14 protein-coding genes and 1 riboswitch are annotated in these 20,321 nt (G+C 71.7%); of the genes, 8 read left to right on the forward strand and 6 right to left on the reverse strand.

The annotated features are described in order from the left end of the window. Positions 1-278: 278 nt before the first annotated feature. Positions 279-632 carry a hypothetical protein gene (locus ABIE67_RS28460; RefSeq protein WP_370263371.1) on the forward strand — a complete coding sequence of 118 codons (354 nt, stop codon included), beginning with the start codon at positions 279-281 and terminating at the stop codon, positions 630-632. Here the strand turns inward: ABIE67_RS28460 and ABIE67_RS28465 are convergent. Continuing rightward, complete coding sequence (locus ABIE67_RS28465) at positions 610-1,662, reverse strand: tellurite resistance/C4-dicarboxylate transporter family protein (protein WP_370263375.1); 1,053 nt, start codon at positions 1,660-1,662, stop codon at positions 610-612. The genes ABIE67_RS28460 and ABIE67_RS28465 overlap by 23 nt on opposite strands. A 401-nt stretch (positions 1,663-2,063) precedes the next feature. Then, a complete protein-coding gene (locus tag ABIE67_RS28470; protein WP_370263379.1) occupies positions 2,064-3,230 on the reverse strand; it encodes an NlpC/P60 family protein in 1,167 nt (388 codons plus the stop codon). 7 nt (positions 3,231-3,237) lie between these two features. Beyond that, positions 3,238-3,402: riboswitch (cyclic di-AMP (ydaO/yuaA leader) on the reverse strand. A gap of 313 nt (positions 3,403-3,715) precedes the next feature. Between ABIE67_RS28470 and pcrA the strand changes: the two genes are divergently transcribed. Continuing rightward, complete coding sequence (pcrA, locus tag ABIE67_RS28475) at positions 3,716-6,196, forward strand: DNA helicase PcrA (protein ID WP_370263383.1); 2,481 nt, start codon at positions 3,716-3,718, stop codon at positions 6,194-6,196. A 105-nt stretch (positions 6,197-6,301) separates the two neighbouring features. Here the strand turns inward: pcrA and ABIE67_RS28480 are convergent, their stop codons facing one another. Together ABIE67_RS28480 and ABIE67_RS28485 are read right to left on the reverse strand one after the other, a co-directional pair. After that, positions 6,302-7,939, reverse strand: a complete 1,638-nt coding sequence (locus tag ABIE67_RS28480) for a M23 family metallopeptidase (RefSeq protein ID WP_370263388.1) — start codon at positions 7,937-7,939, stop codon at positions 6,302-6,304. Positions 7,940-8,196: 257 nt separating this feature from the next. Next, the gene (locus tag ABIE67_RS28485) at positions 8,197-9,057 is read right to left on the reverse strand and encodes a lipase family alpha/beta hydrolase (protein WP_370263392.1); all 861 of its coding nucleotides are present in this window, start codon (positions 9,055-9,057) and stop codon (positions 8,197-8,199) included. Between the two features lie 649 nt (positions 9,058-9,706). Here ABIE67_RS28485 and ABIE67_RS28490 point away from each other — a divergent pair. Next, the gene (locus ABIE67_RS28490; protein ID WP_370263396.1) at positions 9,707-10,123 is read left to right on the forward strand and encodes a cobalamin B12-binding domain-containing protein; all 417 of its coding nucleotides are present in this window, start codon (positions 9,707-9,709) and stop codon (positions 10,121-10,123) included. 154 nt (positions 10,124-10,277) lie between these two features. Here ABIE67_RS28490 and ABIE67_RS28495 read toward each other — a convergent pair whose 3' ends face one another. Beyond that, complete coding sequence (locus tag ABIE67_RS28495) at positions 10,278-11,912, reverse strand: DUF5691 domain-containing protein (protein WP_370263399.1); 1,635 nt, start codon at positions 11,910-11,912, stop codon at positions 10,278-10,280. A gap of 148 nt (positions 11,913-12,060) precedes the next feature. Next, positions 12,061-13,416 (reverse strand): SWIM zinc finger family protein, encoded by a 1,356-nt coding sequence (locus ABIE67_RS28500; RefSeq protein ID WP_370263403.1) that lies wholly within the window; start codon positions 13,414-13,416, stop codon positions 12,061-12,063. Positions 13,417-13,573: 157 nt separating this feature from the next. On the opposite strand from ABIE67_RS28500, the gene ABIE67_RS28505 reads away from it, so the two are divergent. The 5 genes from ABIE67_RS28505 to ABIE67_RS28525 all read left to right on the forward strand — a co-directional run bounded on the left by ABIE67_RS28505 (position 13,574) and on the right by ABIE67_RS28525 (position 20,276). Continuing rightward, positions 13,574-14,704, forward strand: a complete 1,131-nt coding sequence (locus tag ABIE67_RS28505) for an AAA family ATPase (protein WP_370263408.1) — start codon at positions 13,574-13,576, stop codon at positions 14,702-14,704. Between the two features lie 262 nt (positions 14,705-14,966). Further along, complete coding sequence (locus ABIE67_RS28510) at positions 14,967-17,762, forward strand: DUF5682 family protein (RefSeq protein ID WP_370263413.1); 2,796 nt, start codon at positions 14,967-14,969, stop codon at positions 17,760-17,762. Further along, positions 17,759-17,914 (forward strand): hypothetical protein, encoded by a 156-nt coding sequence (locus tag ABIE67_RS28515; RefSeq protein WP_370263417.1) that lies wholly within the window; start codon positions 17,759-17,761, stop codon positions 17,912-17,914. The genes ABIE67_RS28510 and ABIE67_RS28515 overlap by 4 nt, the downstream gene beginning before the upstream one ends. Further along, positions 17,911-19,113 carry a VWA domain-containing protein gene (locus ABIE67_RS28520; RefSeq protein WP_370263421.1) on the forward strand — a complete coding sequence of 401 codons (1,203 nt, stop codon included), beginning with the start codon at positions 17,911-17,913 and terminating at the stop codon, positions 19,111-19,113. The genes ABIE67_RS28515 and ABIE67_RS28520 overlap by 4 nt, the downstream gene beginning before the upstream one ends. Positions 19,114-19,358: 245 nt before the next feature. Further along, entirely contained in the window at positions 19,359-20,276 is a 918-nt protein-coding gene (locus ABIE67_RS28525; RefSeq protein WP_370263426.1) for a hypothetical protein, read from the forward strand. The last annotated feature ends 45 nt before the right edge of the window (positions 20,277-20,321 follow it).

Below are 20,321 nucleotides of genomic sequence, written 5' to 3' on the forward strand. Positions count from 1 at the left end.
ACCTGGTGGAGGACGCTAAACCTCGTTGTGTCGGGGCGGTAACGCGTTGTGCGGAAGTGCCGGGAGTGGACCGGGGGATGACCGTAAGTGACCATGATCCCGGGGGCGGGGTGTTGTGTTCACGCTGTGTGCTGACCGATGTGGGGGAATGGGGGGTGCGTGGGGGTGGCGGGGTGCTATGGCGCATATATGCAGGGGGCGGGGAGGGGGGTGGCTGTGGGGGCGGAGGCGGGGCTGGGTGGTGGGTGGGCGGGTGGCGGTGATTAGGCTCCGGCTTCATGGACGTACTCATCCATCTCTTCGTCGGCCTGCACATCATCGGTATCGCCGCGCTGCTCGGTGGTTTCCTCACCCAGATGAAGGCGATGGGCCAGGGCACCGCCCGGTTCGTCCCCGCGATGCTGCACGGCGCGCTGACCATGCTGGTCACCGGGGTGATCCTCGTCGGCCTCAATCAGGCGGACGACCAGTCCGTCAACAACATCAAGATCGGTGTGAAGCTGGCTCTGCTGGTCGTCATCCTCGGGCTCGTGTATGTGAAGCGGGACGAGGAGACGGTGGACAAGCGGCTGTTCGGGTTGGTGGGGCTGCTGACCATGGCGAACATCTTCATCGCCGTGTTGTGGACGTGACGTCCGTCCCGGGGGTGGCTCCTGGTGTGGCGTCGGCTCCGGATACGGAGCTGTGGCCGGGGTGGGTGTAGGCCCAGAGCGCGCCTGCGCTGACCGCCAGCCATGCCGCCACCGTGATCCACAGCAGGACCTCGCCGGGGGTCTCGAGCCACGGGACGTCCAGGGCGGTGGCGACGGAGAGTGTCGCCGCCGCCGTCATGCCCATCGGGAACACGGTGGCCCAGCGGCGTACGTCGTAGCGCAGCCGTGGCCGGGCGATCTCGGCGAGGGCCAGGGCGGCGTACCAGGCCAGGTCGAGGATCAGCAGGGCGACGGTCACCTTGCGCAGGGCGCTGGTGTCGTCGTCGTTCCACAGGTACAGGCGGGTGCTGTCGGCGGCGATGAGCTTCGAGCCGGCGAGCGCGGAGATGGCGAGGGCGCCGCCCGCCACCCAGTGGTCGCCGGCGCCGTGGACCACTTGCCGTAGGTCGAAGCGGGTCAGGGCGATGACGTAGAGGACGAGGCCGAGCCAGAACAGTACGAGTGCCGCGTGGGCGAGCCATGCCGATGACTCGTTCGCGGCGAGTGTCGCGCCCAGGACGGCCAGGCCCTGTGTGGCCACGCAGCCCAGGAACACCGCGCCGGACATGCGGGGGTGCCAGTGGCGTACGACGGCGATGAGGAAGCCCGGCCAGAGCAGGGCCGCCAATGCCAGGAGGGTCTTGGCGAGGGGCTCCCAGCCGAGGGTCGTGAAGCGGGTGCCGAGGACGGTCGTCGCGGCGATGGCGGTCAGGGCGGCCGGGGTGGCTGCCTCATTCACCCACCTGGCGCGGTCCCACAGGAGACGTGCGGTGAAGTCGCCGGCCAGGGCGAGCCAGGACGCGCAGGCGAGGGCCAGAGCGATCCGGGACAGGGTTTCGTGGTCCGTCTGGTTCAGGGCTACCGACAGGATGCCGGTGGCCATGACGGCGGCGCCGGCTGCGGGGGGACGTTGCGACCACCAGGTGAGGAGGGGGGAGGTGGGGGTGGGGGTGGTGGTGGCGGGTGGCATGGGGTTGATGCTAGGGAGCGGGGTGGGGGTTGGGGGCGGGCCACGCCGGGTGCCTCCGGCGGTTGGGTGGGGGGTGCCTGCGGGTGCCTCCGGCGGTTGGGCGGGGGTGCCTGCGGCGGCCTGTTTCGGTGGGTGGGGGCTGGTCGCGCCCACGCGGCGGTAGCCGCACATTCGACACAGCCCCGCGCCCCTGAGGTGCCTGCGGCGGCCCGTTGCGGTGTGTGGGGGTTCGCGTAGCGCGTGCGGGTTCGTTGGGGGGCGGGGCCGCGTCGGGGGGTGTCCGTTCTCGGTCCGGTGGTGGGCCTTGCGCGAGAGGTGCCGTTTCTTGACACCGGACTCTGCGGGCGGACACCCCCCGACGCGTCCCCTTGCCGCCGTACGCGGGTGCGGGTGCGTTCGCCTCAGGCCGGGCGTACCACGCTGTGGATCGATGACTCTCCGTCGTAGTAGATCGACTCCTCGCGGACGTACGCGCCGGGCTTGGGGGCGTGGATCATCATGCCGTTGCCGATGTAGATGCCCACGTGGGTGATGTCGTCGTAGAAGAAGATCAGGTCGCCGGGTTGGGCGTTGGCGAGGGAGACCGTGGTGCCCGCGTTGACCTGGTCGTAGGTGACGCGGGGGATGTCCACGCCTGCGGCCTTCCAGGCGGCCTGGGTGAGGCCGGAGCAGTCGTAGGAGTCGGGGCCGGTGGCGCCCCAGACGTACGGCTTGCCTATCTGGGAGCGGGAGAAGGCCAGGGCCTTCTCGGCATTGGTGGCGTACGAGGAGTCCGTGGAGGACGAGTCCGAGGTGCCTGACTCGGACGGTGTCTCGGCGCTCTCCTGTTGCTGTGCCTCTTCTTGGCGCTGGCGCTCGGCCTCTGCCTGCTGGCGGGCCAGTTCCGCCGCCTTGCGGGCCGCCTCCTCCTGCTTGCGCTTCTCGATCGCGGCCAGGCGGGCCTTTTCCTCGGCCGTGAGTTTCGAGAGGAGTTCGCGGGCGTCGGAGAGTTTCGTCTGGACCGTGGTTTTGGCGGTTTGCAGGTGGTTCTGCGACTCGGTGAGCGTTTCGAGGTTTTGGGTGGCCTCCTGGCGCTTCTTCATCGTCGCGGACTGCTGGGTGAAGTACTCGTCGACCGCTTCCTTCTGACGGCCCGTCATACGGTCCATCAGCTGGGACTGGTCGAAGTAGTCCTGCGGGGTGTCCGCCAGGAGGAAGGTCGCCGTGTCGGGGGCGGCCGCTCCGGTGCGGTACTGGGCGGCGGCGTTGCGGCCCAGTTCCTCGCGTGCGTCGTTCAGCTTCTGGGTGCGCTGGGCCACGTCGTCGAGGAGGGTGTCGACGCGCTTGCGCTGCTTCGCGGTCTTCTCTTTGGCCGCGTTGTACTTCTCGGTCGCCGACTCCGCCTGGCGGTAGAGGTCGTCGACCTTCTTCTCGACCTCTTCGAGGCTCGGCTTGTCGTCCGAAGAGGGGCTCGCGTTGGCCGTCTGGGACAGCAGGGCCACGGAGGTGAGGGCCGCGGTGGCGAGGGCGGGGGTCCGTATGCCTGCTACGCGCGTACCCGCGGGACGCGACTTGCGGTGCGACGCCAAGGGAGGCGACTCCTTCCACGTTCCGCCTACCGAGTTAGCTGTCGGGTTCGGGCGGGTGGTTCGGAAGGGTTGCCCTACGGCCCGGGTGGGAAGTCCGGCCGATTCACCCCATGTTCGGTGGGTCCCCGGCTCCGGGCGCCGTGGGGCGTGCCGGACTCGGCGGAGGCCGTGCGGCCCGGCGACGTTCGCCGGTGGGGGTCGTACGGCCTGTCCGGCACGGTAGCCAACTCGTGTGGCCCCTGTGAAGGTTGATGTTCGATATGCCCGATACATTTTCGTGACCTTGGGGCGGTGCGTGGAGAGTGGCGATCTGTTTGGGGGCTTTTGCTGTGGGGTGAGTGGGTTCTGGGGGTGGTTGCTGATCGTGGTGGGGTGGTTCTGGACGGTGAGGGGGTGGCGGGGTGGGTGATCGTCGGGGGCTGAAACGGGCGATGTTCTCGGGGTGGCCGCGGGCTGTCAGTGGGGCGCCCTAGACTCGGAGAGCGATGAGCAGCCTCTTTGACGACAGCTTCCTGGCGGACCTCCAGGCCCCGCGGGCCCACGAGGAGCACCCGCCGCCGCCCGAGGACGATCACGCTCCGGAACCGGTTCCGGACGATCTGTTCGGCGGGAAGTTCGACGTGCCGCCGGACCGGGACGCCTACTACCGCGACGGCGCCCCGCGCCCGGCCCTCGACGCGGCCGCGCTGCTGGAGGGGCTGAACGAGAACCAGCGTGCGGCCGTCGTCCACTCCGGCAGCCCGCTGCTCATCGTGGCCGGCGCCGGTTCCGGCAAGACACGTGTGCTCACCCATCGCATCGCCCACCTGCTGGCCGAGCGGAATGTGCATCCGGGGCAGATCCTCGCGATCACCTTCACCAACAAGGCCGCGGGCGAGATGAAGGAGCGCGTGGAGCAGCTCGTCGGTCCGCGGGCGAACGCGATGTGGGTGATGACCTTCCACAGCTCGTGCGTGCGCATCCTGCGGAGGGAGAGCAAGAAGCTCGGCTTCACGTCGTCGTTCTCGATCTACGACGCCGCCGACAGCAAGCGGCTGATGGCGCTGGTGTGCCGTGATCTGGACCTCGATCCCAAGCGGTTTCCGCCCAAGTCCTTCAGTGCCAAGATCAGCAACCTGAAGAACGAGTTGATCGACGAGGAGGACTTCGCCGCTCAGGCGACGGACGGCTTCGAGAAGACCCTCGCTCAGGCGTATGCCCTGTACCAGTCGCGGTTGCGGGAGGCCAACGCTCTCGACTTCGACGACCTGATCATGACCACGGTCAATCTGCTGCGCGCCTTCCCGGACGTCGCCGAGCACTACCGCCGACGTTTTCGCCATGTGCTGGTGGATGAGTACCAGGACACCAACCACGCGCAGTACGCGCTGGTGCGTGAGCTCGTCGGGACCAGCGAGCACCCCGTGGACGTGCCGCCCAGCGAGCACGACCTGCCGCCCGCCGAGCTGTGTGTGGTGGGTGACGCCGACCAGTCGATCTACGCCTTCCGGGGCGCCACCATCCGCAACATCCTCCAGTTCGAGGAGGACTACCCGGACGCGACGACGATCCTGCTCGAGCAGAACTACCGGTCGACGCAGACGATCCTGACCGCCGCGAACGCCGTCATCGAGCGCAATGAGTCCCGTCGCCCCAAGAACCTGTGGACCAATGCGGGCGCCGGCGCCCGTATCACTGGTTATGTCGCGGACACCGAGCACGACGAGGCGCAGTTCGTCGCCGACGAGATAGACCGACTGACGGACGCGGGGGACGCCAAGGCCGGCGATGTCGCCGTCTTCTACCGGACGAACGCCCAGTCCCGTGTCTTCGAGGAAGTCTTCATCCGCGTCGGGCTGCCCTACAAGGTCGTCGGCGGGGTTCGGTTCTACGAGCGCAAGGAGGTCCGGGATGTGCTGGCTTACCTGCGGGTGCTGGCCAATCCCGAGGACTCCGTGCCGCTGCGGCGGATTCTGAATGTGCCCAAGCGGGGCATCGGTGACCGTGCCGAGGCCATGATCGACGCCCTTTCGCAGAGGGAGAAGATCAGTTTCCCGCAGGCGCTGCGGCGCGTGGACGAGGCCTACGGCATGGCCGCGCGGTCGTCCAATGCCGTCAAGCGGTTCAACACGCTGATGGAGGAGCTCCGTACGATCGTCGAGTCCGGGGCGGGGCCGGCCACCGTTCTGGAGGCGGTGCTGGAACGGACCGGCTATCTCGCCGAGTTGCAGGCTTCCACGGACCCGCAGGACGAGACCCGTATCGAGAACCTTCAGGAGCTCGCGGCCGTCGCCCTGGAGTTCGAGCAGGAGTCGGGTGAGGGCGAGGCGGCCGGCGGGCTCGCTGAGTTCCTGGAGCGGGTCGCGCTCGTCGCCGACTCCGACCAGATCCCCGACGAGGACGAGGACGGCTCCGGCGTCATCACCCTGATGACCCTGCACACCGCCAAGGGCCTGGAGTTCCCGGTCGTCTTCCTCACCGGCATGGAGGACGGCGTCTTCCCGCACATGCGCGCCCTCGGCCAGAACAAGGAGCTGGAGGAGGAGCGGCGGCTGGCCTACGTCGGCATCACGCGTGCGCGCGAGCGGCTGTATCTGACGCGCTCGTCGATGCGCAGCGCGTGGGGGCAGCCGTCGTACAACCCGCCGTCCCGCTTCCTGGAGGAGATCCCGGCGCAGCATGTGGACTGGAAGCGGACGGGGGCGACCTCGCCGGTGTCCTCCGGTCCCGCGTCCGGGGTGGCCGCCTCGCTGTCCTCGTCCCGCTCGCGCTCCTCGGCCTCGGGTGCGTCCGGTTTCGCCACGCGCCGCACCTCGGAGAAGCCGGTCGTCCAGCTGGCCGTCGGGGACCGGGTCACCCACGACCAGTTCGGGCTCGGCACCGTGATGGCCGTGAAGGGCACGGGTGCGAACACCGAGGCGACGATCGACTTCGGGGACAAGCCGAAGCGGTTGCTGTTGCGGTACGCGCCGGTGGAGAAGCTTTAGCGCAGACGAGGGTGTGCCCCCGCTGAAGGGCGGGGGCGGGCAAGGTAGTTGTCCCGTCGTCCAGTGGTCGGTGACGCCTGCCGACGGGTGGTCAGGACAGCTCGGCTACGACGGGTCGAGGCCGTGGCTGCGCAGCCACGGCAGCGGGTCTATGGCCGAGCCGTCGCCCGGTCGGACCTCGAAATGCAGGTGCGGGCCGGTCGAGTTGCCGGAGTTGCCGGAGTACGCGATCGGGTCGCCGGCCTTCACCGTTGTACCGGAGGCGACGCGGTAGCTGGAGAGGTGGCAGTACCACGTCTCCGTGCCGTCCTTCGCGGTCACGATCATCATGTTGCCGTAGGCGCTGTTCCACTGCGTCCGGACCGTGCCGTCGGTCGCGGCCATCACCGTCGTGCCGTATGACACGGGGAAGTCGATGCCGGTGTGCACGGACATCCAGTTGATGCCGGACTGGCCGAAGTAGGCGCTGAGGCCGTGCTGTGCGACCGGGATCGCGAACTTCGGGCGCAGCCGCTCCTTGCGGGCAGCCTCCTCGGCGGCCTTCCGCTTCTCGGCCGCCTGCTGGGCCTTGAGGTCGATGCGCTCCTGCGTACGGCTGGCCCGGTCGGCGAAGTCGTCGGCGCCGGCGGAGAGGCTCTCCAGCTGGGTGTCCAGCTTGTTGTTCGCCGTGGACGGCTTCACGGCCTCGCTCTCCGAGGCCAGCGTGGACGCGTCCTTGTCGTCGGTCAGGGTGCCGACGGAGGCGGCGGCGATGCCCGCGACGCCCATCACGCACGCGGAAGGTACGGCGACCGTCAGCAGCGCGGAGCGCTTGGGGGGCGTACGACGGCGGGAGCGCGACCCGCTGCGGGACGCGGCGCGTGGGGAGGGGGCCGGAGCGGTCTCCTCCTGGTCGTCGAGGAGCGGGGCCGCGGCGGGGAGTCCGCCGGTGGCGGTCAACTCGGCGTCGGGCTGGGCGGGATCGTCGTAGCCCGTGGGGTCGTCGTAGCCCGTGGGGTCGGCGTGCTCGATCTGCTCGAAGTGCGCGGTCGCCTGCTGATCGAAGGATTCTGCTGACTGCTGGTACTCGTCGGCCGCCTGCGCGGTGGTGCCGTCGATTCCGCCGTCGGAGTTCCACTGCGTGGCGTCGTAGGCCCCGGTGTCGAAGGACTGCGTGCCCCATTCCCACTGCTGGGTCTGGTCGGCCGGGGCGCCGGACTGGTCGGGCTGGGCCCAGGCGGTCGTGTCCCACTGACCGGAGACGTCATGGCCGTTGGCCTGCTGCGGGACGAAGGCCAGTCGCTCGTGCTCGGCCGTCCACGCGGTGGTGTCGTACGCGCCCGTGTCGTACGCGGCGTGGTGCTGGGCCGCATAGGCGTCGTAGTTCACGGTCTGGTGGCTGCCCGTGGCCCACTGCGTGGAGTCGTACGCGCCCGTGTTCTCACCGGGGAGGCTACCGAACAGGGGGTCCGCGTCGAAGGTGGTGGTGGCGTGACCGGCGGCGCCGAATCCGGTGGCGTCGTAGGTGCCGTACGTGGTCGAGTCACCGTACTGGGCTTCCTGGGCGCCGTGCGACGCGTAGTGCGCCGAGGCGGCATCGGAAGCCGTGGTCGGGGAGGTCGTGGTCCCCGACGGGTGACGATCGTTCACCAACTTCTCTCTCGCCTCGACAACAGGGGCTGCCAGAGCAGTGCGGCGACTGTACCCGGCGGTACGCGGGCACGACAATCTTCGGCAGGTTTCGCTCGCGAAGGAAACGGGCATTCGGCCGTGTTTTGGCGGACTGCGGGCGCGAGTTTGGCCTTGTGTTCGAAGATTGTTCGATGTCGGTGGCTGTTCCGTGGCTGTGTGCCGAGTGTGATCCGGGTGTGGTGCCGGTGCGGTCCGGGTGCCGTCCGCTGGTTGGGCGGCTTGTTGAGAGGGGCGGCGGAGGGGGCCGACGGGGGTGGCCGGAGGGGGTGGCGGCGGGAGTTTCGGCGGGGTGGCCGGAGTGGGTGTCGGCGAGGGGTTCGGCGGGGTGGCTATGCCACGGTCAGGCCGCCGGCCTGCGGGGTGGCTTCGGCTCCTGTCCGTGCGGTGTCGAGGGCCTGCCTTATTCCGGTCGCCACGGCGGGGTGCACCGGCAGGGCGAGGTGGCCGATTCCGCTCACGCGGACGTTCTGCGCCAGCAGGTCCGGGTGGTCGACGCAGGCCGTCTCCAGCGGGTCCATCAGATGGTCGAGGTCGCTCCAGAAGCTCACGAAGTGAGTACGGCAGCCGGGGGCGGGCCGGGACAACTCCTCGAGGACCGGTGAGCCGGGGCGCATCTGACGCACGATCGGGTGCGCGTTCGCCAGCGGGACGACGCGGGTGCCGGAGTGCGGCGTGCCGAGCGTGACCAGGGTGCGGACCCTGAGGTCGCCGCCGAGGCACTGCACGTAGTAACGCGCTACCAGCCCGCCGAGGCTGTGCCCGACGATGTCCACGTGGCTGCTGCCGGTGCGCTCGCAGATCCCCTCTATGTGCCGGCCTAGCAGTTCGGCGGCGGCGCGGATGTCGCAGGTCAGCGGGGAGTAGTTGAGCGACTCGATCTGGTGCCTGCCGTGCTGGGCGAGGCTGCGGCGCAGCAGGACGAAGACCGAGCGGTTGTCGATGAAGCCGTGCAGCAGGACGACGGGCGGTTGGGTCTCCGTCGGCAGCGCGGCGGTGTCCCGGGCGGGAAGCATGGGGGTGGCCCGGCGCTCCTGGACGATGCCGGAGGGGTACAGCAGTACGTGTCCGGCGAGGATCGCGATCTCCAGGGCGGTCGCCTTCAGCAGGGCCAGGGAGAGGCCGGCGAGTCTGCTCGGGAGCAGGCGTCGGCAGAGCGGAAGAAAGGGGAGTGCTGCCCCGGTGACCTTCATGGCCGACCTCCTTGTGGCACGCGGGAGGACGACTCCGGCCCCCGTGTGCCCTCGTGGGAAGTCGCGGCGGAGGTGGCCGACGGGGCATGAAGCGGGCGCGTGGGGTGTGCGAGGCGCGTGATGTGCGTCGGTCGGGTCGGCCGTGGCGCGCCGATGACCTGACGGGGCTCCCTGCCGGTGTGGCGACGAGGCTCCCCGCTGTCGTGCCTTACCTGCCCTACGTGCCCTTCGTGCCACCGTCGATGCGCCGTACCGCCACGGCGCACGGCCTGCGGCGCGGTGGTGCGACGACCTCGTTGCGGCTCCCCTTGCGCGTGGTTCCGCTGCGACGCGCGCACCGCAGACTGCTGCGGCCCGTGTGCCGCAGAGATATGGAACGGTGCGCGGCGAACGTGTCCCACCGTGTGATTTCCCCCTCGGTCTGCACCGCGAAACTGCCGGTTGCGGGATGCTGGAGATAACGTTCGTTCACTTCCCCGGGCGATGTGGCCCGGGGGCGTCCGTGCCGTGCGGGGCATATCCGGCGCGATGGGCGACGGAGAAGTGCGATACACGCACCATGTATGACATGTGCGGCGAGTGCGGCATAACTCAGATATGAGCTGTGCCTGTCGGTACGGATGGATGTAGTCGCTTCATGGAGGCAGTGATGGGTGTGGCAGCCGGTCCGATCCGCGTGGTGGTGGCCAAGCCTGGGCTCGACGGCCACGATCGGGGGGCCAAGGTGATCGCGCGGGCGCTGCGCGACGCCGGTATGGAGGTCATCTACACCGGGCTTCACCAGACGCCCGAGCAGATCGTCGACACCGCGATCCAGGAGGACGCCGACGCGATCGGTCTGTCCATCCTCTCCGGCGCCCACAACACCCTCTTCGCCGCTGTGATCGAGCTGCTCAAGGAGCGGGACGCGGAGGACATCCTCGTCTTCGGCGGCGGGATCATCCCCGAGGCGGACATCGCTCCGCTCAAGGAGAAGGGTGTCGCGGAGATCTTCACGCCGGGGGCGACGACTCAGGCGATCGTGGACTGGGTGCGGGCGAACGTGCATCAGCCGGCGGGAGCTTAGGTCGCTGCTCGCTGCTCGGTGTCGGTGTCGGTGCCGGTGCTGTGCGGGTGCGGGTGCCGGTGCTGTGCCAGTGCGGGTGCCGGTGCGTCGGAGTGGCCGTCCCTGAGGGCTGCCGCCCCCCGGACCCCGCTTCGGCTCTGAACGGGCGTTGTCCTCAAACGCCGGACGGGCTGGGTATCTCGAGTTCATCGAGCATGGCCGCCCGCAAGCGCAACGTCGTGACGAGTCGCTGGAACGCCTCCGCCCAATAGCCCCCGGCTCCCGGCGACGCGTCCTCCGGCTCGTCCGGTACCGCCAGCAGGCCATCGAGGCGGCTTGCCTCGGCCGGGTCGAGGCAGCGCTCGGCCAGGCCCATCACCCCGCTGAAACTCCAGGGATAACTCCCCGCGTCCCGCGCGATGTTGAGCGCGTCCACCACCGCTCGCCCGAGCGGCCCGCTCCATGGCACCGCACACACCCCGAGCAGCTGAAACGCCTCTGACAGGCCGTGCGTCGCGATGAACCCGGCGACCCACTCGGCCCGTTCGGCTGGGCCCAGCGTGCCGAGAAGCTTCGCACGCTCGGCCAGGGACACCGCCCCCGGACCGCCGGCTTCCGGAGCGGCGGGCGACCCGAGCAGCGCCCTCGCCCACTCGCCGTCCCGCTGCCGTACCGCCGCCCGGCACCAGGCCGCGTGCAGCTCGCCCTGCCAGTCGTCCCCCACCGGCAGCGCCACGATCTCCCCAGGCGTACGCCCCCCGAGCCGCCCCGGCCAGGTGCCGAGCGGTGCCGCCTCCACCAACTGGCCGAACCACCAGGACCGTTCACCGCGCCCCGCCGGGGCCTTGGCCACGACCCCGTCGCGTTCCATGCCCGCGTCGCACTCGTGCGGCGCCTCGACGGTGATCGTCGGCACGTCCCGCGTGTGATCCAGCGCCACGCATGCCGCTGCCCGCACCGCCATCCGCGCCGCGAGCGCCGAGCCCGGCAGCGCCGACAGCAGCTCCGCGGCCGTCGCCCGGACATTGCGGCTCCGGTCGGCCAGCGCCTGCTCCAGAAACGCCTCGTCGTCCGGGCCCAGCCCGGTCCGCAGCGAGTCGAGGAACATCAATCGGTCCTCGGCGCGCTCCGTCGCCCACGTCGTGGTCAGCAGCTCACGCGCGGCCGCGGGCCCACGTGAGCGGATCGCGGAGAGCAGGGCGACCCGCTCGGCGAACAGCCCCTCCTGCCACAGCTGTTGGACTTCGGCGGGGTCATCTAGGTGCGGCAGCGACGCGCCCCCGCCCGGGGTCGCACGCAGGGCGAACCGCCAGTCCGGGTTCAGCCGGGCCAGCCACACCGCCCGCGGGCCGGCGAACGTCAGCGCCGCCGGTCGCAGATCCGTACGGCCCCGCGCCGCGTCCAGCAGCGCGGGCAGTGTCTCCGGGGGCGGCGCGAAACCCCGGTCGTTCGCCGTCGCGAGCCACTGGGGGAGCAGCTCCATGAGGTCCGGCGCCGTGCCTCTGCGACCGCCGCCCCCGCCGGGACGGTCGGCCAGCAGCATCGCCAGCCTGCGGGCCGCCGCCGGAGGCAGCGCCGGGCGCGGGTCCTCGGGCGCCGGTCGCGGCCGCTGAGCCGCCCGCGCCGGCTTCAGCCCGGCCCGCCGTCGTACGGTCTCCACGGCCGCCGTGTCCAGCAGCGCCACCGGGGCCTCCCGGCCGGGCGCGGACCCCGGCGGCGTACGCCGGTCCGTACCGAGCAGCGCCGCCGTGACGAGCTCCTCCCAGGCGGCCGGGGCGGGCGAATCCGCGGGAACGGAGGGACTGTTCATGATGCTCATTCCCCTCTGTCTTCCTCTCTGCCTTCGTGTCTGCCTTCGTGTCCGCCTTCGTCGCTGCAAGGGGCGGGACGGGTGGGAGGTCCGGGCCTCGGCGGTGGGCGCGGGCCGGCGGCTGTCGCGCGGGTGGGAGAGGCAGCGCTCAGCACAACCGCACCGCCTTGCCCTCGCCCTCCGGCCAGGCCGTCAGCGGGGTGAAGCCGCGGTGGCCGCACTCGCCGAACACCTTGACCGGCTCGCCCCCCGACAGCGCGACCAGGTGCCACAGGCCCGGGCGGGCGCGGGCGGCCGGGGTGAGGGGCAGGGCCGTGTCCGAGTCGGCGTCCGCGAGCTGCCACGAGTCGCCGTCCGGGGTCGGTACGACCCGGTCCAGGGTGACCGGCACGGAGTCCAGCCACGGGTCGTCGCGGAGCGCCTCTCCGTAACGAGCGGTCGCCTCGGCCGTCGTCACGCCAGGCGGCCGTATCGCCGTGGGCTCGGGCGGTGCGAACTGTTCGCCCAGCGCCGCCCGCAGCTGCCCGGCACCCGGGTACGCCACCACCTCCGCCTCCAGGGCCAGCCCGACCGGCAGCGCCAGCTCCGGCGCGCGGCCGGCGGCGCCGTAGGAGAGGAGCAGGGCGGTGCGGCCCGAGTCGGCGCCGTACAGCCATATCCGGCGCGTCGTCAGCTTCACGTCCGCCGTGTCGTACTGGGCGAGGACCAGCCAGCGGTCCCGCACCGGCGGGCCGTCCGCCGAGGCGGGCAGGCCGATGCGGGAGCGGACGGTGTCCGACAGGGCGTCGGGCAGCCGCTCGCGGCGCAGCCAGCCCTGGTCGAGGAGATGGATGAGCGCGCACTCCTCCAGCAGGCGCACCGGCCAGCCGGGGCCGGACGCCGGGATCGCCCCCAGCTCCCGGACCCGAGCGGCCAGTCCGGGGGCCTGGGCGTCGACCATGCGGGCCGCCGTCTCCTCCCACAAGCCGTACCCGGCCTGTTCCGCGCCGGCCAGGCCGCCGCGCAGCAGGTCCGCCAGACGCTGCTCCAGCTCCGTCGCCCCCGCGGTGACCCGCACGGCGCGGCGCTCCGCCCGACGCCGCGCCGCCTCCGGATCACCGGACGCCGTCGAGGAACCGGACGCCCCCGCCGTCCGCTTGTCCTCCGCGCGCTGCCTTCTCCCCTTTATCCACTGCTCCGCCCAGTCCGGCGGCGGCGCCGGCGGCACCGAGCCTTCCCCGCCCGCCCAGAGCAGCAGCAGCCCGAGGGCGTGCTTGCACGGGAACTTCCGGCTCGGGCAACTGCACTTGTACGCGGGACCTGCGGCGTCCGCGATGTCGATGACCGTCTGATACGGCTTGCTGCCACTGCCTTTGCACAGCCCCCACACCGTCCCCTCGTCCGTACTTCCCGCCTCGGACCACGGACCTGCCGCGCCGAGTTTGCTTCCCGCTTTGCGTGACGCGGCGTCAGGCGCCATTGCCAGCACCTGGTCCGCGGTCCAGCGCACCCCCTGCTGAGTCATGCCATCGAAGGTAGATCCCACCACTGACAATCGGCCGGGGCAGAAGCTCCGCGAGCGGCCTCGCAGATGCGTTTGCGCAGGTCGGAACGCATTGTCAGTGGCGTGGTGCAACGTTGGTGCCAGATCCGAACCGGCCGAGCTGGAGGGGGACTTTGCCATGACTGTGTCCGTTGAGCCGACGTCCGTCGAAGCGGGGGAGACGGAATCGACCCAGGCGTTGCGACCGCACGCCGAGGACGCCTTCGCCCATGAACTCGCCGCGCTGGCCGCGCAGGACGACCGTCCGCGCCCGGAACGCTGGAAGCTGTCGCCCTGGGCGGTGGCCACCTATCTGCTCGGCGGCACGCTGCCGGACGGCACGGTGATCACACCGAAATACGTGGGCCCGCGCCGCCTCGTCGAGGTGGCCGTCACCACGCTCGCCACCGATCGCGCCCTGCTCCTGCTCGGTGTGCCCGGCACCGCGAAGACCTGGGTCTCCGAGCACCTGGCCGCGGCGGTCAGCGGTGACTCGACGTTGCTGGTGCAGGGCACGGCGGGCACCCCGGAGGAGGCGATCCGATACGGCTGGAACTACGCCCGGCTGCTCGCGCACGGGCCGAGCCGTGACGCCCTCGTGCCCAGCCCCGTCATGCGGGCCATGGCGGAGGGGATGACCGCACGCGTCGAGGAACTGACCCGCATTCCGGCCGACGTGCAGGACACGCTGATCACGATCCTGTCGGAGAAGACGCTGCCGATACCGGAGTTGGGGCAGGAGGTGCAGGCGGTCCGCGGCTTCAACCTCATCGCCACGGCCAATGACCGCGACCGAGGCGTCAACGATCTCTCCAGCGCCCTGCGCCGCCGCTTCAACACGGTCGTGCTGCCGCTGCCCGAGAGCGTCGAGGCCGAGGTGGACATCGTCTCCCGCCGCGTCGACCAGATCGGCCGCTCCCTCGACCTTCCGGCCGCACCCGACGGCGTCGACGAGATCCGCCGCGTCGTCACCGTCTTCCGTGAGCTGCGCGACGGGATCACCGCCGACGGCCGCACCAAGCTGAAGTCGCCCAGCGGCACGCTCTCGACGGCCGAGGCGATCTCCGTCGTCACCAACGGCCTCGCCCTGGCCGCCCACTTCGGCGACGGGATGCTGCGCTCCGGCGATGTCGCCGCGGGCATCCTCGGCGCCGTCGTCCGCGATCCGGCGGCCGACCGGGTCATCTGGCAGGAGTACCTGGAGGCGGTCGTGCGCGAGCGGGACGGCTGGACGGACTTCTACCGCGCGTGCCGGGAGGTGAGCGCGTGAACGACCTTGGGTGGGGCCGCCCGAGCGGCGGGTCGACGAAGGGGGGATCCGTGGCGGGGAGGGCGCGTGCGGAGATGTCGGCCGGTGGCTGGTGGCTGGTGGCTGCGGAGGAGGGTGTCGTGAGGGGTGACGGGGAGCGCCGTCGGCCGGGGTCGGGAGCGCGACGGTGGGAGGGGCGGGGACGGCGCCGAGGGGCCGTCGGGGAGCGAGGCCGGGCAGTCGGGGACCGAGGTCGGGCCATCGGGGATCGAGGGGGGACGGAGTGACAGGGGTGGACAGGTTCGGGAGCGGGGGCCAGGGTGGTGGGCCGCTGCTGCTCGGCGTACGGCACCACGGGCCCGGGTCGGCACGGGCCGTTCGGGCGGCGTTGGATGCGGCCCGGCCGCGCACCGTGCTGATCGAAGGGCCGCCGGAGGCGGATGCCCTGGTCACGCTGGCCGCCGACGAGGCCATGCGGCCGCCGGTCGCCCTTCTCGCGCACGCCGTGGACGAGCCCGGCCGCTCGGCCTTCTGGCCGCTGGCCGAGTTCTCCCCGGAGTGGGTCGCGATCCGCTGGGCCCTGGAGCACCGGGTCCCGGCCCGCTTCATCGACCTGCCGGCCACGCACACGCTGGCGTGGGGCGGGGACGCGGAGACGGTGCCCGCCGACACGGAAACGGGCGAGCCCGAGGGCGAGCGGACCGACGGGAACAGCTTTGGCCCCGCCGGCAACCCCGCCCCCGGCTCGGGCGCCGACGACCCGGACGTCACCGCAGCCGCCGATGTCCGGGTCGACCCCCTCGCCGTTCTCGCCGAGGCCGCTGGTTACGACGATCCCGAGCGGTGGTGGGAGGACGTCGTCGAGCACCGGGGAGCGGGGGACGGGGACGCGTTCGCGCCGTTTCTCGGGCTTGAGGAGGCCATGGGGGCGTTGCGGGAGGCGTACGGGTGCGGAGGGCATGAGCGGGATCTCATGCGGGAGGCGTATATGCGACTCCAAGTGCGCACGGCGCAACGGGAGTTCGGGGACGACGTGGCTGTCGTGTGCGGGGCGTGGCATGTGCCCGCGCTGCGGCAGAAGACCACCGTCGCCGCCGACAAGGCACTGCTGAAGGGGCTGCCCAAGGTCAAGGCCGACATGACCTGGGTGCCGTGGACCTACCGTCGGCTGGCCCGGGCCAGCGGGTATGGGGCGGGGATCGACTCGCCGGGCTGGTACGGGCACCTCTTCGGCGCGCCGGACCGGCCGGTCGAGCGGTGGATGACCAAGGTGGCCGGGTTGCTGCGGGACGAGGACCGGATCGTGTCCTCGGCGCATGTCATCGAGGCGGTGCGGCTGGCGGAGACACTCGCGGCGATGCGCGGGCGCCCGTTGCCGGGGCTGAGTGAGACGACCGACGCCGTGCGGGCCGTGATGTGCGAGGGCTCGGACGTGCCGTTGGCGCTGGTGCGGGACCGGCTGGTCGTGGGGGACGTGCTGGGGGAGGTGCCTCGCTCGGCGCCGGCGGTGCCGTTGCAGCGTGACCTCGACCGGATCCAGCGTCGCCTGCGGCTCAAACCGGAGGCGCTGGAGCGGGAGTTGGAGCTCGACCTGCGCAAGGAGAACGACGCCGAGCGCAGCAGACTGCTGCACCGGCTGCGGCTGCTCGGCGTCGAGTGGGGTGAGCCGGTCGCGTCGCGGGGCAGTACGGGGACGTTCCGGGAGACATGGCGGCTGCGGTGGGAGCCGGAGCTGTCCGTGCGGGTCGCGGAAGCCGGGGTGTGGGGGACCACCGTGTTCGGCGCGGCGACCGCAAAGGCGGAGGCGGACGCCCTCGCCGCGCAGAACCTCGCCGACGTCACCGCGCTCGCCGAGCGCTGCCTGCTGGCCGAACTGCCGGACGCGCTGCCCACGGTGATGCGCATCCTCGCCGACCGGGCCGCCCTCGACGCCGACGTCGGTCATCTGGCCCAGGCCCTGCCCGCGTTGGTCCGCTCGCTGCGGTACGGCGATGTGCGGGGCACGGACACCGGAGCGCTCACGGAGGTCGCCGCGGGGCTCGCCGAGCGCGTCTTCGTCGGCCTGCCCCCGGCCTGCGCCGCGCTGGACGCCGACGCGGCCGAGGAGATGCGGCGCCATGTGGACGCGGTGCATGGAGCGGTGGGGCTGCTGGGCGATGCGGTGGCCTCGGTGCAGGGCGCGCGGGGCGAGGTGCCCTCGGCGGCGCAGGGCACGCCGGGCCAGGTATCCGCATCAGTGCAGGGCACGCCGGGCCAGGTGCCCGCTTCGGGGCAGGGCGCCGAGGACTCCGGTTCGGTGCAGGGGCAGGGCGTCGAGGGTTCCGCTCCGGGCCAGGGCACCAAGGGTTCCGCCCCGGGGCAGGGTGCTCACGGCCAGGCCACCGCCGCGGGACACGGCACCCAGGGCGAGGGCACCCAGCACGCCAGCACTCAGGGCACTCAGGGCGAGAGCACCCCGGACGGGCGAGGTGCCCCGGGCGAGCCGCCCGCCCTCGGGCACGGTGGCCTCCGCGCGCGCTGGCACGCGGTGCTTCGGGTGTTGTCCGTGCGGGACAGCGTGCCCGGCGTCATCAGAGGGCGGGCTGTGCGTCTGCTGCTGGACGACGGGGAGTTGGCGCAGGACGGGGCGGCCCGGCTGATGGGCCTCGCTCTGTCTCCGGGGACGCCGCCGGCGGACGCGGCCGCGTGGATCGAGGGGTTCGTCGGCGGGGGGTCGGGCGGCGGGATGCTGCTCGTGCACGACGAGCGGCTGCTCGGGTTGGTCGACGCGTGGCTGACGGGGGTGTCGGCGGAGGCGTTCACCGATGTGTTGCCGCTGCTGCGGCGGACCTTCTCGGCGTATGAAGCCGGGGTGCGGCGGACCCTGGGCGAGTTGGTCCGGCGCGGGCCGGGGGAGCGGGGGAGCAGGGAGGCCGCAGGATCCGGCATACCCGGATTCGCCGCAGAATTCGACGTCGAGCGGGCGGATGCGGTGCTGCCGGTGGTGCGGTTGCTACTGGGGCTGGACCAGGTGGACGAGGACGCAGAGAGCGGCCGGAGAGGCATCGGTGAGAACGACCTTGTGGGGGCTACGGGATGACGACTGACCGAGTGATGGAGCCGGGGGAGCGGGCCGGAGTGGTGGGCGCGGGCGGGCAGCCGCACGGGTTCACGGCGCAGGGCCGGCCCACGACGACGACCGTGCTGGTGATTCCGCTGTGGGAGCGGCCTCGCGAGGGAGTGTGCCGATGACGACCGTCGACCAGCGCGCGGGGGCGGCCGTCGACCGCCGCGCGCAGACGCTGGATCCGGCCCAGGAGCGGCTGCGGCGGTGGCGGATGGTGCTGGGCGGGGACAGCGCGGACGGCACCGGGTGCGCGCTCTCCGGGCGGGACGCCGCGATGGACGGGGCGCTGTCCGCTCTCTACGGCAAGGGGGACAAGGGGCAGTCGGGGAAGGACCGTTCGGCGGGGCTCGGGGCGTCGGCGCCGTCCGTGGCGCGGTGGCTCGGGGACATCCGGACGTACTTCCCGTCCTCCGTCGTGCAGGTGATGCAGCGGGACGCCATCGACCGGCTCGGGCTGTCCACGCTGCTGCTGGAGCCGGAGATGCTGGAGGCGGTGGAGGCGGACGTGCACCTCGTCGGCACGCTGCTCTCGCTCAACAGGGCGATGCCGGAGACCACGAAGGAGACGGCACGGGCCGTGGTGCGCAAGGTCGTCGAGGACCTGGAGAAGCGGCTCGCCACCCGCACCCGCGCCACCCTCACCGGCGCCCTCGACCGCAGTGCCCGTATCAACCGGCCACGCCACCACGACATCGACTGGAACCGCACGATCGCGGCCAACCTCAAGCACTACCTCCCGGAGTACCGGACGATCGTGCCGGAGCGGCTCGTCGGGTACGGGCGGGCGTCGCAGTCCGTGAAGAAGGAGGTCGTCCTCTGCATCGACCAGTCGGGGTCGATGGCGGCGTCCGTGGTGTACGCGTCGGTGTTCGGGGCGGTGCTCGCGTCCATGCGGTCCATCAGTACGCGGCTCGTCGTCTTCGACACCTCCGTCGTCGACCTCACCGACCAGCTCGACGATCCGGTCGACGTCCTGTTCGGCACTCAGCTGGGCGGCGGCACGGACATCAACCGGGCGCTCGCGTACTGCCAGTCGCAGATCAGCCGCCCCGCGGAGACGGTGGTCGTGCTGATCAGCGACCTGTACGAGGGAGGCATACGGGACGAGATGCTCAAGCGGGTCGCCGCGATGAAGGCGTCGGGGGTGCAGTTCGTGGCGTTGCTGGCGCTGTCGGACGAGGGGGCGCCCGCATACGACCGGGACCATGCGGCCGCGCTCGCCGCGCTGGGGGCACCGGCCTTCGCCTGCACGCCCGACCTGTTCCCGGAGGTGATGGCGGCGGCCATCGAGAAGCGGCCCATTCCGGTTCCGGACGCGGGATGAGGAGGGAAATGGCGAGGAATACCGGTGATTTGTCGACCTGGTGACCGCTCACTTCGGCCAGCAAAACGGACATGAGTGCCCATCGGTAGTGGGGGGGCTTGCGCGACCTCGGGAGGGGCGTGCGAGGATCGACGCCGCGTCAGCGGCCCGCCGCGCGCCGCTCGTCCGTACCGCGTCCAGCTGACTCGTCGCTCGTCACGTGTACCTCTTACTTCGTTCCGCCGCACGGGAGGACCTTCCCCGCCTTGACCTGGCCAGCCGCCTCGCCCGGTGCCGCTCCGCGCGTTCTGCGCAGAGCGGCCGGACGGCGTGTGCTGCAGCTGGTGCTGCTGCTGGGGGGTCTGTGCGCGATCGGGTTCCTCTGTGGCGGGCAGGCTTCTGCGGCGGACGGGGTGTCGGCAGCCGGGGTGTCAGCACCCGAAGTTTCGGTGAACACTCTTCCGGCGCCCGCCAAGCCGACGGCTCCGCAGGACGGCGAGGGCCAGGTCCTCAGCCCCGTGACCGAGCACATCACCCAGGCCGTCGACACGCACGTGGTCCAGCCGGTCGGTGAGGTGGTCGAGTCGGTGACGGAGGAACCTTCCGAGGTTCCGTCGCCGACGCGGCCGAGCCGGCCGGGGATGGAACTCCCCGAGTTCCCAGGCCTGCCCGGCGCCGACCTGCCCGCCTTTCCCGGTATGCCCACCGTGCCTGCCGTGCCCACTGTGCCCGCCGTGCCTGCCGTGCCCGCTGTGCCCGCGCAGACGTTGCCGGCGCCCGTCACCCCGGCTCCGCAGCCGGAGTTCGAGGCGCCCGAATCCAGTGACGGACGGGACGACGAAGGGCGTATCGGCAAGGATGCGGCCGTCGCGTACGGCCCACGGTTCGTCGCCGGCGAGGGCGTCGGCATCGACGGCACCGCGTCCCACGCCCCGGCATCCAGCGGCACGCACAACAGCGCGCCCTCCGGCTACGCCCCCGTCCAGCAGGTGCCGGTTCAGCATCCGGGGGGTGTGCAGGGCAACCGTTCGGCGGGCGACAGCAGCACGCCGAGGCACGGGGACGCGCACGCCGTCTCGCTGAACCCGCGGCCGCCGCTGCGGCTGGTGCCCGGCGCCGCCGCCCGCGTCGAGGCGGACGGGATCCAGGACAGGCACCGGGACATTCCGGTTTCCCCCGCCTAGGCCGGCAGGCCGACCCTCCCCGCCGTAGACCTGCCGCGCGGGGGC

Source organism: Streptomyces sp. V4I8, assembly GCF_041261225.1.
Lineage (GTDB): Bacteria > Actinomycetota > Actinomycetes > Streptomycetales > Streptomycetaceae > Streptomyces.